Consider the following 15,450-nt stretch of genomic DNA (forward strand, 5'->3'; position numbering starts at 1 on the left):
CACATGCTCAGCATCGAACACCGCATTGCCCAGGACATCGCCGCCAAGCCCGAACAGGTGCGCGCGGCGGTGGCCCTGCTCGACGAGGGCGCGACCGTGCCCTTCATCGCCCGCTACCGCAAGGAGGCCACCGGTGGCCTGGACGACACGCAGCTGCGCCTGCTCGAAGAGCGCCTGCGCTACCTGCGCGAGCTGGAGGAACGCCGCGGCGCGATCCTCGCCAGCATCGAGGAACAGGGCAAGCTTTCCGACACGCTGAAGAACGACCTCCTCGCCGCCGACACCAAGGCGCGGCTGGAGGACCTCTACCTGCCCTACAAGCCCAAGCGCCGCACCAAGGCGCAGATCGCCCGCGAGGCGGGCCTGGAGCCGCTGGCGACCGGCCTGCGCGAGGATCCCACGCTTGCCCCCGAAGCCTTCGCCGAACGGTTCGTCGATGCCGGCAAGGGCGTGGCCGACGTGCGTGCCGCGCTCGACGGCGCGCGCGCGATCCTGATGGAAACCATCGCCGAGGACGCCCACCTGGTCGGCGAGCTGCGCGACTGGTTGTGGGACAAGGGCCAGATCCGCGCCAAGGTGGTCGAAGGCAAGGAGAACGAGGGCGCCAAGTTCCGCGACTACTTCGACCATATCGAACCGGTCGGCAAGATCCCCTCGCACCGCCTGCTGGCACTGATGCGCGCGCGCAACGAAGGCGTGATCGAACTGGAGCTGCAACCGGCGCTGGATGCCGAGCAGGGCCACCTGGAGGGCGAGGGCCGCGTGGCCGCGCATGCCGGCATCCACGACCGGGGCCGCCCCGCCGACGCGTGGCTGCGCGAAACGGTGCGCCTGACCTGGCGCGTGAAGCTGCACCTGCACCTGACGCTGGACCTGTTCGGCCGCGTGCGCGAGGGCGCCGAGGACGAGGCGATCCGCGTGTTCGGCGAGAACCTCAAGGACCTGATGCTGGCTGCGCCGGCCGGCGCCAAGACGGTGATGGGCCTGGACCCGGGCATCCGCACCGGCGTTAAGGTCGCGGTGGTCGATCCGACCGGCAAGCTGCTGGCGACCGAGACGATCTATCCGCACGAACCCAGGCGCCAGTGGAACGAATCGCTGGTCACGCTGGCCAGGCTGTGCAAGCAGCATGGCGTGGACCTGATCGCGATCGGCAACGGCACCGCCTCGCGCGAGACCGACAAGTTGGCGGGCGAGCTGATCAAGAAGCTGCCGGACGCGAAGCTGTCCAAGATCGTGGTGAGCGAGGCTGGCGCTTCGGTCTACTCGGCCTCGGAAACCGCCGCGAAGGAATTCCCAGGCCTGGACGTCAGTCTGCGCGGCGCCGTCTCCATCGCGCGCCGGCTGCAGGACCCGCTGGCCGAGTTGGTGAAGATCGAACCCAAGGCGATCGGCGTGGGCCAGTACCAGCACGACGTCAACCAGGTGAAGCTCGCGCGCGCGCTGGACGCCCGGGTCGAGGACTGCGTCAACGCCGTCGGCGTGGACGTCAATACGGCATCGGCGGCGCTGCTCTCGCGCGTGGCCGGTCTGTCGGCGAGCGTGGCCGAGAACGTGGTCAAGCACCGCGATGCCAACGGTCCGTTCGCCAACCGCAAGGCGTTGCTGAAGGTGCCGCGGCTGGGCGACAAGGCGTTCGAGCAGTGCGCCGGCTTCCTGCGCGTCCCCAACGGCGACAACCCGCTGGACGCCAGCGCGGTGCACCCGGAAGCCTATCCGGTGGTCGAGCGGATCATCGCCCAGTGCGGGCGCGAGGTGCGCAACATCATCGGCGACACCGGCTTCCTGCGCGGCCTCAAGCCCGAGCAGTTCACCGACGACAAGTTCGGCGTGCCGACCGTGCGCGACATCCTGAAGGAACTGGAGAAGCCCGGCCGCGACCCGCGCCCGGAGTTCGTCGCGCCAAGCTTTGCCGAGGGCGTGGAAGACCTCAGGGACCTGCGTCCGGGCATGATCCTCGAAGGCCGCGTCACCAATGTCGCCGCGTTCGGCGCCTTCGTCGACATCGGCGTGCACCAGGATGGCCTGGTGCACGTGTCCGCGCTGTCGCACACCTTCGTCAAGGACCCGCGTGACGCGGTCAAGGCCGGCGACATCGTCAAGGTCAAGGTGATGGAAGTGGACCTGCCCCGCCAGCGCATCGGCCTGTCGATGCGCCTGGACGACGAGCCGGGCCAGGCGCGCGGCGCGCGCCCGGCCGGTGGCGACGACCGCACCGCCCGTGCCCCGCGCGGCGCGCCCACGCCCAAACCGAGCGCCCCGCCGTCCAACAACGCCTTCGCCGAAGCGCTGCTGCGCGCGCAGCGGGACAAGCGTTAGGGCTGCTTGCCAGGCGCCGCCGAGCCGGCGCCTGATCACGCCTCGTACGAGGTGCTGAAGGTGCGTGTGATGGCAGGCCGGCGGTTAATCGCCTAGGTGGTCGCGTTTTTGGCAGCGCGCTGCGGGACGTTGTGGCAGGGGCGCTTCAAGCCGTGCCTGTGCAGACCGAGCGGTATGTCTTGGCGGTCATGCGTTACATCGAGCTCAACCCGCTGCGCGGCCATGGTGACGCGACCGGAACATTTTCGCTGGTCGAGCGTTCACACCCATCTCGCTCGTGCACGCGCCCCCTGATCACGCCTCACCCGCTCTATCCAGCACTGGGCCATGACGCAGGAGAGCGAGCGGCTGCCTATAAAGCGTGGTTGAACGCCGGCATGGGCGCGGACGACCTGCAACGCATCCGAGCCTACGTGCAGCGGGAGCGTGCGCTTGGCGGCGAGCGCTTCCAACTAATGGTTGAAACAACCCTGGGGCGGCCAGCCATCAGCCGACCGCGTGGGCGGCCAAGGCGCGTCGTAACGGACTAGATTTAATTACCCCCGCCCCTTTATTTGCTTCTTTATTTGCTTCGTCCACTTTATTCGCTTTATTTGGACTAGATTTAATTACCCCACCCCCTTTATTTTTATTTGTCGCCCTTGGAGACGACGCGAATGTTATTTATCGGATCCCCGCCAATATCCAATCCCGTGAGGCCGCACGATGTGAAGCTTATTCCGTAAGAATCCGTGCCGCGATAAAATATCCCTGTAACCTCGACGAATTTTCCGTCTAATTCGGTGCCAAGCTCGCCATCGAGCTCACCAAAATTAACGATGCTCAGGCACTCCGAGGCTAGTTTTTCGTATTTGTATTCGATGCCAGGCTCAGTTACTACGGCTATCGGCTCAGGCCCTCCCAAGAGGTACCCTGGGACGGTAACTTGCTGACCCGCATAATTTTGCGGATGTTCATTCAGCTCAATGATAGACACGCGGTGTCCGCTTAGTGTCGCGCAAGAACCCAACCACATAAGGGACGCTAAAAGCAAAAAGATCTTCATCTTGGCCTCGCTGCGTCGACATAAGGTTGCTGTGCGTTAATGGATTTCTCAAGTAGATTTGCTTCCAGACATGTAAAAGAGCCCTTCAATACGTTGATCTGTATACGCTCATCAACAATTTGATATACAGCGAGACGACGTTCGCTCACTACAAAATTGACTACACCATCGCGTAAAGTATGGATAGCATCGCCCGGGCTAACAAAGCCATCTGACGATCTCCCGGGGGTTTTACCGTCGATATGGCTATGGAGGATGGCCGAGCCAGATGGCATGTTAGTCACACTAACCCCGTCCTTCTTCCCTGGTATATATATTTGCTTACCGGAGATTGCCTACCATCCGCCGGACGACGGACCGCAGCCCCAGATTGACGCAGGATCGGGCCTTTGCCAAAGGGCACCTGCCAATGCCGAGACTGCCTCGACTGTAGCTCCAGGTCGTACCGCTGCACGTAACCCGATGAGGTACGAACAAGGGGCTCATTTTTCCGGCAATAAAGGGGTCGCAGTGAGCCACCCCCGCTTTCTCGGACGGTCTAATTAAGCACCTTTAGCCAGTCTCTCGAAGGCCTCGGGTGAGCGATAGCCAAGGCTGCTGTGCAGCCTTTGGCGGTTATAGAAGCCCTCGATGTAGCGGAAGATCTCGGTGCGCGCCTCCTCACGCGTGGCAAAGGGCTGGTGGTGGGTGAGCTCCTGCTTCAAGGAGCTGAAGAAGCTTTCCATGGCCGCGTTGTCATAGGGCATGCCTTTGCGGCTCATGCTCGCGGTGAGTCCCGCTTGCTGCAGTTGTTGCTGGTAGGCCCTGCTGGTGTATTGCGAGCCTTGGTCGCTGTGGTGGATGGCGCCCTTGGCCGGCTTGCGGCGCCCCAGGGCCATGGCAAGCGCCTCGCTGGCGAGCGCCTGATCGGCACGCTCGCCCATGGCCCAGCCGACGATTCGACGGCTGTGCAGGTCGAGCACGGCGGCCAGGTACAGCCAGCCGCGATGTGTCGGTACGAAGGTGATGTCCGCCACCCATACCGCGTTCGGACGCGGGCTATGGAAAGGCCAGGTGAGGTGGTTGGGCGCGGCAGGCACACGCTGGTAGGTCGCGCGAGCCTGCACGTAGCGCCGGCGACGACGGGTCTGGATGGCGTGGTCACGGCGAAGCCGCCGCACACGGTTACGCCCGCAGGACTCTCCTTGCTGCCGAAGGGCGCGCCACACCCGCTCGGTGCCATAGGCCTCGCGGGTCTGCACATGCAGGCACCGAATGCGCTCCAGGAGCCGCTGATCCTCACAGGCCCGGCGGCTCGGCTGGCGCGAGCGCCACGCGTAGTAGCCGCTCGGCGACACACGCAGCGCCCGGCACAGCGAGCGCACCGGGTACTCCTTCGCCTGGCCTGCGATCCAGGCGTACTTCACCGCAGCTCCCGCGCGAAGTACGCCGCCGCTTTTTTTAGGATCTCGTTCTCTTCCTTGAGCCGCGCCACCTCGCGCTGCAAAGCCGCCAATTCGTCGCTGCTCGCCTTGGGCCTGCCGCTGCCGCGGAAGGCCTGCTCGCCCTTGGACTCCAGCTCATCGGCCCACTTGTAGAGTCGATTGCGAGGGATGCCCAACTCGCGTGCCACCTCAGCTACTGGACGCCCGGACCGGCGCATCAGCTGGACCGCCTCACGCTTGAACTGTGCGGTAAACCGCTGCCGTTTCTCCATCGAACACCTTCGTGCGAGGATTGTCCTCGCTTTGTGGTGTCCGAGAGAGCGGGACCGGCCCACAGCTAATTAGGCCCCGGCCTACCCTCCAGGGTTCTACCCCGATTCTGCGGACACTTTCACTAAGGCTCATACTGGGCCAAAGGAGTGTCCATGTCGAAGCGCAAGCGTTACAGCCCCGAGTACAAGCGGGAGCTCGTCGAGCTGGTCCGGCGATCGAAGTCGAGTTGCCGCCAGATCGCCCTGGAGGTCGGGGTCAACCCCAACATGCTCACCCGTTGGGTGCGCGAGGCGGAGAGCGAGGGGGGCAAGGCGTTCCCCGGCGGCGGCACGCCTCGCGACGAGGAGCTGGCTCGCCTCAAGCGCGAGCTAGCACGAGTCACGAAGGAACGAGATTTTTTAAAAGACGCGGCAGCGTACTTCGCGAAGCAATCACCGAACGGTACGCGGTGATTGAGCGCTGCCGCAGCGACTATCCCGTCGGGATGATGTGCCGCTGCCTGGAAGTTTCAACCAGTGGTTTCTACGCCTGGGCCGGGCGCAAGCCGGGGCCACGGGCACAGGCGAATGCGCGCCTGCTGGAGCGCATTCGGGAGATCCATGAGGACAGCAAGGGCGTGATCGGCGCCCCTCGCATGCACGAGGACCTCGGCGACGAGGGCGAGCACGTCAGCCTCAACCGGGTGGCGCGGTTGATGGCCGGCGAGGGTCTGCAAGGTTGGCCACGACGCAGGAAGCGCCGGTTCGGCGGCAAGCCGGGCTCTCGCCCGGTCGGCGTCATCAACCGGCTCGAACGCGACTTCAATGCAAATGAACCGGAAACCAAGTGGGTCACCGATATCACCGAGGTCGTGACCCAGGAAGGCAAGCTTTATGTGTGCGTGGTGGTCGATCTTTACAGCAAGCTCGTGGTCGGCTGGTCGATGCACCACCGCCAGGATCGCCACATGGTCGTGCGGGCGGTCCAGATGGCCGTGTGGCAGCGGGAGGGAAGTTCGGAGCTCATCCTGCACTCCGATCGGGGTGGCCAGTTCATCAGCGGTACGTACCAGAAGTTCCTGGGCGGCAACGCTCTGGTCTGCAGCATGAGCGACGTCGGACACTGCGCCGACAACGCGGCGTGCGAAGGCTTTTTCGGTGTGCTCAAACGCGAGCGGGTGTACCGACGCAGCTACCGGACGAGGAACGAGGCGCGTGCTGACCTGTTCGATTACCTCGAGCGGTTCCACAACCCGCGCATGCGTCGTAGAGTCGCCAGGCGGGACCGGGAGTTTTCAGCCTTAATCAAACCGTCCGTGGAAACGGGGTAGAACCCTTCAACCATGAAGACCATTCAACGGAGCGCACCCTGGAACAAGGGCAAGCTAATCGGGCAGAAGCCACCCCTCAGACTTCGTGAGCTCTGGGCCATTCGGGTGAGGCTCCAATTGTCCGGCACCGTCCGCAACCTAGCGCTGTTCAATTTGGCAATCGATTCGAAGCTTCGCGGCTGCGACCTCGTCAGCTTGCGTGTCCGCGATGTCTCGCAAGGGACCGTGGTCTTGAGACGCGCAATCGTCCTTCAGAGAAAGACCAATCGTCCGGTGCAATTCGAGATCACAGAACAGACCCGGGCCTGCCTCTTGGCATGGATCCACCTAGCGCGCCTCAGTCTCACCGACTACCTATTCCCCGGCGGCCGCAGTCACGACGCCCACCTGTCAACCAGACAGTACGCCCGCATCGTCCACGCATGGGTGCGGTCCATCGGCTTGGACCCCTACAACTACGGTACCCACAGCATGCGGCGCACCAAGGTGGCACTCATCTACCGGCAGACGAAAAACCTGCGCGCGATACAGTTGCTGCTCGGACACACGAAGCTTGAGAGCACGGTCCGCTACTTGGGTGTCGAGGTCGATGACGCGCTCGAGCTAGCCGAGCAGACGGAAGCATGACCGCTTCCGGCCGAAGCAGACATTCTCGAGCACGGCATTCTTTCTCCTAAAGGGCCACTTTCGAACGATCTCATCCAGCCGTCAGCGCTCACAACGCGACCTGCCTGGAAGGTGAACTTCACGTGGGAGACGTTCTTGCCTCGGCTGTCGACGAACTCGACTTCGACCTCGTGCTTGGAACAGGCATCTATCGGCATGGCCATATAGTCCCAGCCGAGGAAGCGGTAAGCGTCGGCGGTCCACTTCGAGATAACGGAACAGACCAGAATTTCCCTCCTGGCGATGATGCGCTCGAACTCGCCGAGCAGACTGAGGCATGAACGCGACTGGCCAGTAGCGAACATGGCATGGGCCGCCTGGCGTCCCATTGACTCTTCCTAGGAACGCCGGTGCCTCACCCCCGCGTTCACCTCCGGGTGATCACCTCGAGGCAAGCATCTGGGTCGGCTCAACCGGCCCAGGTCTGCGAGATATCGTCCCTCACGACCTCGTCGATCTCCCTGGGAGGAAGGTCGTGGAGTCCGTCGACGCGGCCATGCCGCATACCGAAGAAGATACCGTTGCGCCGATACGTGGCGGTCCAGGTGACACGATTGGGGCCGGCGTTTTGGTATATGCCGTCGTACGTATAGCCGTTGGCGGTCTTGCCGGATATATCAACCATGAGATCTGCCTGTAGTGGTGTGCTCGTGCATGTCCTTGGCCGAAACGACCAGCGGAGGCGCGGCCAACGCCATCGGTGCCTGGGCAGAGTTGTGGCTAACGTTCGTTTGATGGGGGGCCGAATGAGGTTGCGTCGTCCACGCGATCGAAACCCGTTGCTTCACGGTCAGACTGCAGCGGCTCGGATCGGGGGATCCCCTGCGTGGGCAGGAGGAACGCGCTCGCGGGTTGCTCCCATCGCCGCGCGACCGATCCATGATCCGATGGCAACCAACCACCATATCGCCCAGTGGCGGCATCGACGGTGCCTGGAGCAAAGCTGAGCTTGTGTGGAAAGAAGTACAGCGAATTGATCTGGTTGACGGCATGCATGAGGGTGGCCTTTCGAGTACGAAACCGTTCAACATTAGCGATGGGCGCCCGCAACTGGCCGATGATTTGGTGGTCGCTCGATCGACTTCGGCGCCAGGGTTAGTCGCCCTCGTTGCGATTAGGCGGCGACACCAGGGAACACTAGATCGACCGACCATGCCCAAGGGTCGGGCACGCATCGACGGCCACCTCTATTCGACGGTCTGGCCGAGGTGCCGCAAGAGGGCGATCTGCCGTTGGCGGGCTCTGACCTTTGCCGTTGCATCGCCATCATCAAGTCCGCCATTGCGGACACGCTCGCGGTGCTGCTGTTCCTGTCCAAGCTGGCGCTGGGCACTGAGAAGGCGGGTGGCGATGAGCATGGCGCGTCCTCTCCGTTCACCCCGTTGCCATGCGAGCTGCTCATGACGGCCGTTTTTCGAGGACACGAGGGATGAGCAAAACGCCCCGAAATAGGTTGGCTTGGACATGGCCGCGACCGCAGGAGGGCTGAACTCGGGCGAGTGGCTGCCCGGCGCTCGCGTGCAGGCGCGGCGTTGATCCACCGCAAGCATCATCCGGTGACGTCGGCTTGTCCGGTGACGATCTTCTCGGGCCGGCGGCGCCAGGCCCGCCTTCCGAAAGAGTCTCAAAAGAAACGCGACCAGCGAGCCATGCGCGCCAGGTAACGGGAATTGATAGCTTTGCATGATGCGGCCCTCTGGCCGCGGCGCACACAGGGCGCCAGGACACCTACCATGCTCCTTGCGAGGTTACGTTTTGGTCGAGGCGGGCCGCATCGGCGAGACGTCGTGCGTCGCGGACAAGGCGCAAGCTGGCCCTTGTGCGCGTTTACCCTTGCTCCACCACGCGGCAGCCCTTCAATTGCGCGGCGAAATCGACCAGGACACGGATGCCGCTGGCCTCCGCGTCGGCGCACCATCGCCTCAGTTCCTCCGCAAGCGTTGACATGTCCCTTCGGTTGCGCGCAGTGAGGTCGACCAGCCGGTCGCGGAAGTCACACACGTCGGACAGATAGCGTCGCGTACGCACCATGGCGGCAAGCTCGGAGCGGGTGGCAGGATCCAGCCAGCGCCCGCCGCTGGCCAAGGCCCGCCGCAGACGCCGCAGGTGTCGTCTACCAACAGGCCGCTGCGCGAGGACCGGTGCGATCACTCCGGAAGCGTAGTCGTGCAGGATCCGCGCGTGTTGCAGCAGCAGCGCGCGCAGGGTTTCTTCGTCCGGCTCCTGGATGTGGGCACGGTAGCCGAGTCCAGACGCAACCCGTCGCACCTTCGCCAGCCCCAAGCGCTGCAACAGGCAAATGACCAACCATCCGCCGTCGAGCTCGAAGCGGCGCTGGGAAAACCTGGCCGACGCAGGGAACGCGTGGTGGTTGTTGTGCAGTTCCTCGCCGCCGATCAGCAGGCCCCACGGCACCAGATTGGCGGACGTATCGGGCGTTTCGAAATTGCGGTAGCCCAACCAATGACCGAGGCCGTTGATCACGCCGGCGGCCCAGAAGGGTATCCAGGCCATCTGCAATGCCCACAGTGCCAGGCCGACCACGCCGAACAGGACGATGCTGATCGCCGCCAGAAGCGTCGGTCCCAGCCACGACCATCGTTCGTAAAGGTGGCGTTCGATCCAATCCTTGGGCGTACCCACCCCGTAAGTCGCCAAGTCGACCTCGTTGCCAGCCGCGGCCTTGTACAAGTCGACCCCGCGCCACAGGACGGTGCGAATGCCGTGGACCTGCGGGCTATGCGGGTCCTCGGCCGTCTCGCAGCGGGCGTGATGCTTGCGGTGCACGGCAACCCACTGCCGCGTCACCATGCCGGTGGACAACCAGCACCAGGCGCGGAAAAGATGCGCGACGGCGGGATGGAACTGCACGCCGCGATGTGCCTGGCTGCGGTGCAGATAGAGGGTCACCGCGACGATGGTTCCCTGCGTGGTGGCAAGGAAGTAGAGGATCCAGCCACCCCATGAGGCCCCCGTCAGTCCGCGTGCTGCAAAGGAAAGAAGGTCCGGCATCGTGGGTCACCCCGCAGGAAACGATTCCTATGTAGCGCGTGACAGCGAAGGCTGAAGCCAAGGGCGCGTGAAGTCCTTTTTCCTTTGGCGTCACCCTTGGGGCTCGAACATGGCGGGCGGATGCGAGCCCACCGGCAACCGACGGCTCCGTCCAACGAGTTCAACGACGGACCCGCTGCGGTTGGAAAGACTCCAGCGCACGGGTGACACCCCGATGGAAGCAGGCATGTGAATAAGAAGCACCAGCCGACGTGGCCGACCCGGTTGCCGAAGGAATGGATCGACTGGCTGACTCGTCCGTTCTCGCGCTTCATGCGCGTGGAAGCCGGCGCCGGCGCCATGTTGCTGCTCGCCACCGTCGCCGCCCTGGTGCTGTCCAACTCGCCCGCGGCACGACATGTCGACGCGTTCTGGGCAACGCCGATGGGCCTGCGATGGGGTGCCATCGAACTGATCCGCCCGCTCCGTGGCTGGATCAATGACGCGCTGATGACCCTGTTCTTCTTCCTCGTGGCACTGGAGCTGAAACGCGAGCTGGTGCTTGGCGAGCTGCGCAAACCTCGCGTGGCGGCCTTGTCGATCGCCGGCGCATTGGGCGGCATGCTGGTACCTGCCGGTCTCTACCTGCTGCTGCAATCGGGCCGTCCCGGGGCTGCAGGCTGGGGTACCGTCATGGCGACGGACACCGCGTTCGTGAGCGGTTGCCTGGCGTTGCTCGGCGAGCGCATCCCCAAGCGGTTGCGTGTCTTCATGCTCTCGCTCGCGATCGTCGACGACATCGGCGCGGTGCTGGTGGTCGCGATCGGCTACAGCCATGCGATCGCCTGGCTACCGCTTGCGCTGGCCGCGCTTGGCCTGGTGGTGATACGCGCGCTGGCGTGGGCGGGGTTGCGCAGCCTTCCGCTCTACTTCATGGTCGGCGCCATGGTCTGGATCGCCGTGGACGCCTCTGGCGTGCACGCGACGGTCGCCGGCGTCATCCTCGGCCTCATGACCCCGGCCCGCCCGTGGGTCAGTGCCGATCGCCTGTACGCCATATTGCGTCAAGTGGTTGCCCACCCCGCCGCCGAGCGCGGCAGCGGCGCGACCCGCGACCGGGAGACCTTACAGGTGGCCGAGATCGCCGCACGCGAGACGCTCTCCCCCGTCGAGCGGCTCGAGCTTGGCCTGCACCCGTGGGTAGCGTTCCTGATCATGCCGCTTTTTGCCTTCGCCAACGCCGGACTGTCACTCTCGTCGGAGCATCTCGGTGGGCCGATTGCCTGGGCCGTGTTCGTCGGCTTTGCCGTGGGCAAGCCGATGGGGGTGTTCGCATTCAGCTGGCTGGCCGTGCGATTGGGTATCGCCACGCGTCCCCCGGATCTTGACTGGCGCATGCTCGCCGGTGGTGGCCTGCTAGCGGGGATCGGGTTCACGATGGCGATGTTCATCGCCAACCTGGCCTTCAAGGAGAGCGAGCTTGCCAGTGCCAAGCTGGGAATATTTCTCGCATCGGGCTGCTCCGGACTCGCGGGCTTGGTGCTGCTGTGGACATCCAAGGACGTCGCCGGCAAAGGCCAACCCGCCGCGGAGTCGAGCTCATGATCCCGTGATCCAAGAGGGTGCAGGCCGGCCTGTCCCGGCCACTCGCGCCTGTTCCATAGGAAAAGCACAACCGGTCGGCATGCATTGCGCGCTGTCGATCCGACGCTGCTTCGCGCCGCACCGCGGCGTAAGCTACCTGTTGCCCGCCCCTTCGCCAGCGTCGTCAGGCAGAGGTCCGGACAGGATGGCATGAGCCGCTCGCCGGCCCGTATCCCAACGCTGCGAGGGCATACCGTGAAACTGTCGACCTTCATCCGGTGCCACATCGAGGCCATCCTCGCGCAGTGGGATACCTTCGCGCGGGACAACAGCCCCCAGCCGCACCTGCTTTCCCACGAGGAACTGCGGGACCATGCGCGGGAGATGCTGATGGAAATCGCCGCCGACATGGAGGCCAGGCAAACGGACCGCGAGCAACAGCGCAAGTCCGAGGGGCATGGGGCATCGGGCCATGAGGGGCGCGCGGCAACTGAACACGGAAAAGGCCGACAGCTGCATAAGTACACCCTGTTGCAGGTGAGCGCGGAGTTCCGTTCGCTAAGGGCCACCGTGCTGCGGCTGTGGGAACCCTATCTCGAACATGCCGATGCCGACGCACTGCACGAGGTCATCCGTTTCAACGAGGGCATCGACCAGGCGTTGGCCGAATCGATCATCGGGTGGGCCAGGCACACGGGTGAAACGCGGGACCTGTTCCTGGCCGTGCTCGGCCACGACCTGCGCTCTCCACTGGCCAGCATCGCCCTGGCCGGCGACATGCTTGCGGGACCGGCACTGCCGCCTGAACGCCTCGCCAAGGTGGCGTTCACCGTGACCCGTGCCACCCGGATCATGTCGGACATGATCAACGACCTGATGGGTTTTGCCAGCACCCAGCTCGGCGGAGACATACCCCAGCATCCAGTGCCGTGCGATCTGCTGGCACCGCTCAACGACGCCATCGCCGATGCGACCGCCACCTATCCGGGCGCCCGCTTCCAGTTGCACGCGCCCGCTACGTTGATTGGCCGCTACGATCGGGGGCGCCTGTACCAGATGTTCCTAAACCTGCTGGTCAACGCGGCGCGCCATGGCGCGGAGGGCTGTCCGGTTCTCGTCGAGGCCGGCACGCGATCCACCGACCATGTGGTGAGCGTCACCAACAAGGGCGAACCGATACCCCCGCAGGCACTGGAGTCGATCTTCCAGCCGCTGGTGCAACTGACGGAGGAAGACCACGTCACTCGTCCACCCACCAGCCTGGGCCTGGGCCTGTTCATTGCCCGCAAGATTGCCGAAGGGCACGGCGGTGGCATCCAGGTGGCGTCGAACCAGTCCGATGGCACCCGGTTCACCGTCACGCTGCCGACCAAGGAATCGGATGCATGACCTGTCTACCGCGCCTTCGCCGAATGGATTGACAGGGACGGCGGTCGGTTGACCATCCAGGCAATTCCAGCTGTTGCTCGACCTTCATCGGGACACCATAAACCGGTGCCGAGTAAGGGCGTCGAGCCTTGTAGAGGCGCTCAATCGAAGACGTTGATCTTGGGTCCGGCACGGCAAAATGGGTTGCGGTCTTTTTGGGTGTCAGGTCCATCCTGAGTTTGGCGTCTCCTGCTTGAGCCGGGCAAAGTCAGGCCGGCTCGCCCTTCATCCATCCTGGCCCAGGGAGGCGTGCTCAGGTCGAAAGGGGGTGCGTGCGCCGAGGTGGACATCCTTGCTACCGGGTGTCGGTGACATAGGCCGAGCGCGAGATCGTGATGCCTCTGAGGCGACTTCGCGCTCAAGTCCCCGATTTGGCCCGTGCGTAACGGAGGGCGTCGCTCAGATTGTCGTAGCGGTATTCGCCGTAGCAGAACTTCGCGGAGTCGACTCGGGTTATGCCCAAGATGTCCATCTCTTTTTGTTCCGCAGCCGAGACCGCTTGTCCGGCTCGTGCATGGATGCGTTCTGCGTGCCCGTCCCGACCGCTCAATTGACTCAGCAACGTGCGGTACAAGTCAACGGCCTGATGGGCTATTGCCGCGTTGGTGGCGGAAGGAAGCGTAGAGCCACGAGCGATCAGTGCCGCCGCTAGCGTAGCCGCGGAGTGTTTGTCGGATGGATCCCCGTCGTCGTTTTTGCGGCACCATTCGTTAGCCATTTGCATTCCACCATGGGTATTCGATGCATCATCGATGTGTTTTTTTGTCGGCACTTCGATCTGCGGTTGCGTAGCTGATTCCGGTCCGCCGGCATCGGTCGGCCCTCGTTTTCGGCAACCGATGACCACGTTACTGACCACGCCATTCGCAAGTCGGAGGGAGGGCGAGAAAGCGAACAGCACGAAGGGGTAAATGGACGGTGCGCGGTCGCATGTGACCACTTCGTGACCCCGCAAGGCTGCGTTTACTACAGCAGCCTGGACTGCCTGAGGCGGTCCTGCGGATTGCACCCGGCAGAGCTTGAGAGCAGGCCCAGCTGCAGTTCGGTCACAGGGCGCCGTCAAGCCGCCGCGACGTCGAGCGCCTGTTCGAGCCGCAGCGCCGCGAGGTGTGCGGAACCGATCGGCAAGCCCCGAGGGGCGATGGTCGTCGATCGCCGTCATTCGGGTGTCGATGCTAGATATCGTCGAAACTGGCAGACGACCCGGCGTCGTTCAACTGGTAACGCCTTACAGTGCGGCTCAGAAATCCTGCCGGCACTTAAGCCGTTGGTGGGGAGCTGACGTCCGCTTCCGGCCAAAAGCAGTCGTCGCCGGCATTCGCCAGACTTCGCCCTGATCAGCATTGGTTTCCATCAACCCGAGGGCCGGCATCCTGCGCTTGGGAAACAGCCCGCGCGTCCGCTTGTCCTCAGGCGGCTGTCGGCCACTGTTCGATAGCCTCCAGAAATCGGTCGATGCCGCCGTTGCGCATGGAGAGACAGCGCGCAATAGGCATATCAATGCCCGTCTCAGCGATGCGTTGGTGCAGCGCGTTGACCCGGCGTTCCCAAGCCTTGTCCAGCAGCACGAGGTCACAGTAGTCCACGGCATCGACTGCGTGCATAAGGTCGATCACTTCGTTGGCGGTGACCGATGCTTTGGTGTCAAGCACGAGTTCCCGCAGCAGCTCCCCGGAAATGATTTGCTGGCGCGTGCGCCCATCGTCAGGCTGCGCGGCCTTCGCCTTGCGTCTATAGGATTTCATCTGCCGGTGTTGGACGAGCGAAGCGACGAGTTTTGACGTCACCTCGTCCAGCGTCTCCACCATGCGATCGCGGTTCTCGTGGACCACCTGGAACATACCCTGGAACGTCTCCGGGAAGGATTGGGTTTGGGCCCACTTGCGCGAGAAGTAGTCCATGTTCCGGCGGTCGGCCGGAGGGAGTGATTGCCTCGCTGGATTGGTCTCGCCGCGCTTCACCCGCGCATCTGAGGGTTCCGATAGGAACAGGTATACATGCGGCACCACCTGCGCCAGCAACCGCTCGGCCCGTTCGGTGTGGCGCGGGTCGGCAAAGCGGGCGAACTCACCCATGGACACCGCCGCCAGGAGCCAGGTGCCGTTGCGCGCCTTTAGGCCATGGGCAAACCGGGCTGACCGCTCGTCGCTTTCGGCGATAGCGCGGATTGCGAACGTGTCCAGGTAGACGGCCGGGCGGTCGAACCGCTGCGTCCACACTACGTCATCGCCGTTGAAAGCGAACGAGATCGGCATCCGTTACTACCTAGAGGTGATTGCGACTGTTCTTTGCAGCCAGGTTATCGGGCGAGGCCAAGTACCGAAGCCCTCTGGGACTGAGTTGGGCATGGCCTACTACCTAATAGCACACCGGGCCAGACCGGGATGAGCGCAGCTCTCGGCTACGATACG

General features: G+C 63.9%; 13 protein-coding genes. 5 read left to right on the top strand and 8 right to left on the bottom strand.

The window, feature by feature from the left end:
- Nucleotides 1–3: 3 nt before the first annotated feature.
- The gene (locus LQ771_RS14405) at nt 4–2,319 is read left to right on the top strand and encodes a Tex family protein (protein ID WP_231350077.1); all 2,316 of its coding nucleotides are present in this window, start codon (nt 4–6) and stop codon (nt 2,317–2,319) included.
- A 628-nt stretch (nt 2,320–2,947) separates the two neighbouring features.
- On the opposite strand, the gene LQ771_RS14410 is transcribed toward LQ771_RS14405, so the two are convergent.
- The 3 genes from LQ771_RS14410 to LQ771_RS14420 form a co-directional block, all read right to left on the bottom strand.
- Nucleotides 2,948–3,295 (bottom strand): hypothetical protein, encoded by a 348-nt coding sequence (locus LQ771_RS14410; protein ID WP_231350078.1) that lies wholly within the window; start codon nt 3,293–3,295, stop codon nt 2,948–2,950.
- Nucleotides 3,296–3,906: 611 nt separating this feature from the next.
- Nucleotides 3,907–4,770: an IS3 family transposase gene (locus LQ771_RS14415; protein WP_231349322.1), complete on the bottom strand. Its 864-nt coding sequence runs from the start codon at nt 4,768–4,770 to the stop codon at nt 3,907–3,909.
- The gene (locus LQ771_RS14420; RefSeq protein WP_231349321.1) at nt 4,767–5,060 is read right to left on the bottom strand and encodes a transposase; all 294 of its coding nucleotides are present in this window, start codon (nt 5,058–5,060) and stop codon (nt 4,767–4,769) included. The genes LQ771_RS14415 and LQ771_RS14420 overlap by 4 nt, the downstream gene beginning before the upstream one ends.
- Before the next feature lie 153 nt (nt 5,061–5,213).
- On the opposite strand from LQ771_RS14420, the gene LQ771_RS14425 reads away from it, so the two are divergent.
- Together LQ771_RS14425 and LQ771_RS14430 are read left to right on the top strand one after the other, a co-directional pair.
- A protein-coding gene (locus LQ771_RS14425) for an IS3 family transposase (RefSeq protein WP_100224864.1) occupies nt 5,214–6,370 on the top strand; the annotation gives its coding sequence in 2 pieces (ribosomal slippage) (nt 5,214–5,463 and nt 5,463–6,370; 1,158 coding nt in all).
- Nucleotides 6,371–6,382: 12 nt separating this feature from the next.
- Nucleotides 6,383–6,997, top strand: a complete 615-nt coding sequence (locus LQ771_RS14430) for a tyrosine-type recombinase/integrase (RefSeq protein ID WP_231350079.1) — start codon at nt 6,383–6,385, stop codon at nt 6,995–6,997.
- A 448-nt stretch (nt 6,998–7,445) separates the two neighbouring features.
- Here LQ771_RS14430 and LQ771_RS14435 read toward each other — a convergent pair whose 3' ends face one another.
- The 3 genes from LQ771_RS14435 to LQ771_RS14445 form a co-directional block, all read right to left on the bottom strand.
- A complete protein-coding gene (locus tag LQ771_RS14435; RefSeq protein WP_231350080.1) occupies nt 7,446–7,661 on the bottom strand; it encodes a TonB-dependent receptor in 216 nt (71 codons plus the stop codon).
- 562 nt (nt 7,662–8,223) lie between these two features.
- Nucleotides 8,224–8,394 carry a hypothetical protein gene (locus LQ771_RS14440; protein WP_209622071.1) on the bottom strand — a complete coding sequence of 57 codons (171 nt, stop codon included), beginning with the start codon at nt 8,392–8,394 and terminating at the stop codon, nt 8,224–8,226.
- Between the two features lie 469 nt (nt 8,395–8,863).
- Nucleotides 8,864–10,048 carry a DesA family fatty acid desaturase gene (locus LQ771_RS14445; RefSeq protein ID WP_231350081.1) on the bottom strand — a complete coding sequence of 395 codons (1,185 nt, stop codon included), beginning with the start codon at nt 10,046–10,048 and terminating at the stop codon, nt 8,864–8,866.
- Nucleotides 10,049–10,276: 228 nt separating this feature from the next.
- Between LQ771_RS14445 and nhaA the strand changes: the two genes are divergently transcribed.
- Together nhaA and LQ771_RS14455 are read left to right on the top strand one after the other, a co-directional pair.
- The gene (gene nhaA / locus LQ771_RS14450; protein ID WP_231350082.1) at nt 10,277–11,632 is read left to right on the top strand and encodes a Na+/H+ antiporter NhaA; all 1,356 of its coding nucleotides are present in this window, start codon (nt 10,277–10,279) and stop codon (nt 11,630–11,632) included.
- 189 nt (nt 11,633–11,821) lie between these two features.
- Nucleotides 11,822–13,000 carry a sensor histidine kinase gene (locus LQ771_RS14455; protein WP_231350083.1) on the top strand — a complete coding sequence of 393 codons (1,179 nt, stop codon included), beginning with the start codon at nt 11,822–11,824 and terminating at the stop codon, nt 12,998–13,000.
- Nucleotides 13,001–13,397: 397 nt separating this feature from the next.
- Here the strand turns inward: LQ771_RS14455 and LQ771_RS14460 are convergent, their stop codons facing one another.
- Together LQ771_RS14460 and LQ771_RS14465 are read right to left on the bottom strand one after the other, a co-directional pair.
- On the bottom strand, nt 13,398–13,898 hold the full coding sequence (locus LQ771_RS14460; RefSeq protein ID WP_209622085.1) for a hypothetical protein: 501 nt from the start codon (nt 13,896–13,898) through the stop codon (nt 13,398–13,400).
- A 550-nt stretch (nt 13,899–14,448) separates the two neighbouring features.
- Nucleotides 14,449–15,294, bottom strand: coding sequence for a hypothetical protein (locus tag LQ771_RS14465; RefSeq protein WP_231350084.1), 846 nt, complete (start codon nt 15,292–15,294; stop codon nt 14,449–14,451).
- Nucleotides 15,295–15,450: the final 156 nt, after the last annotated feature.

This window comes from Frateuria soli, assembly GCF_021117385.1.
Classification (GTDB): Bacteria; Pseudomonadota; Gammaproteobacteria; order Xanthomonadales; family Rhodanobacteraceae; genus Frateuria_A; species Frateuria_A soli.

Bases quoted from the DNA above. Each gene is read 5' to 3' on its own strand.
- LQ771_RS14440 (WP_209622071.1), bottom strand. From the start codon at position 8,394: ATGCTCATCGCCACCCGCCTTCTCAGTGCCCAGCGCCAGCTTGGACAG.
- LQ771_RS14465 (WP_231350084.1), bottom strand. From the start codon at position 15,294: ATGCCGATCTCGTTCGCTTTCAACGGCGATGACGTAGTGTGGACGCAG.
- LQ771_RS14430 (WP_231350079.1), top strand. From the start codon at position 6,383: ATGAAGACCATTCAACGGAGCGCACCCTGGAACAAGGGCAAGCTAATC.
- LQ771_RS14420 (WP_231349321.1), bottom strand. From the start codon at position 5,060: ATGGAGAAACGGCAGCGGTTTACCGCACAGTTCAAGCGTGAGGCGGTC.
- LQ771_RS14435 (WP_231350080.1), bottom strand. From the start codon at position 7,661: ATGGTTGATATATCCGGCAAGACCGCCAACGGCTATACGTACGACGGC.
- LQ771_RS14405 (WP_231350077.1), top strand. From the start codon at position 4: ATGCTCAGCATCGAACACCGCATTGCCCAGGACATCGCCGCCAAGCCC.
- LQ771_RS14455 (WP_231350083.1), top strand. From the start codon at position 11,822: ATGAGCCGCTCGCCGGCCCGTATCCCAACGCTGCGAGGGCATACCGTG.
- LQ771_RS14445 (WP_231350081.1), bottom strand. From the start codon at position 10,048: ATGCCGGACCTTCTTTCCTTTGCAGCACGCGGACTGACGGGGGCCTCA.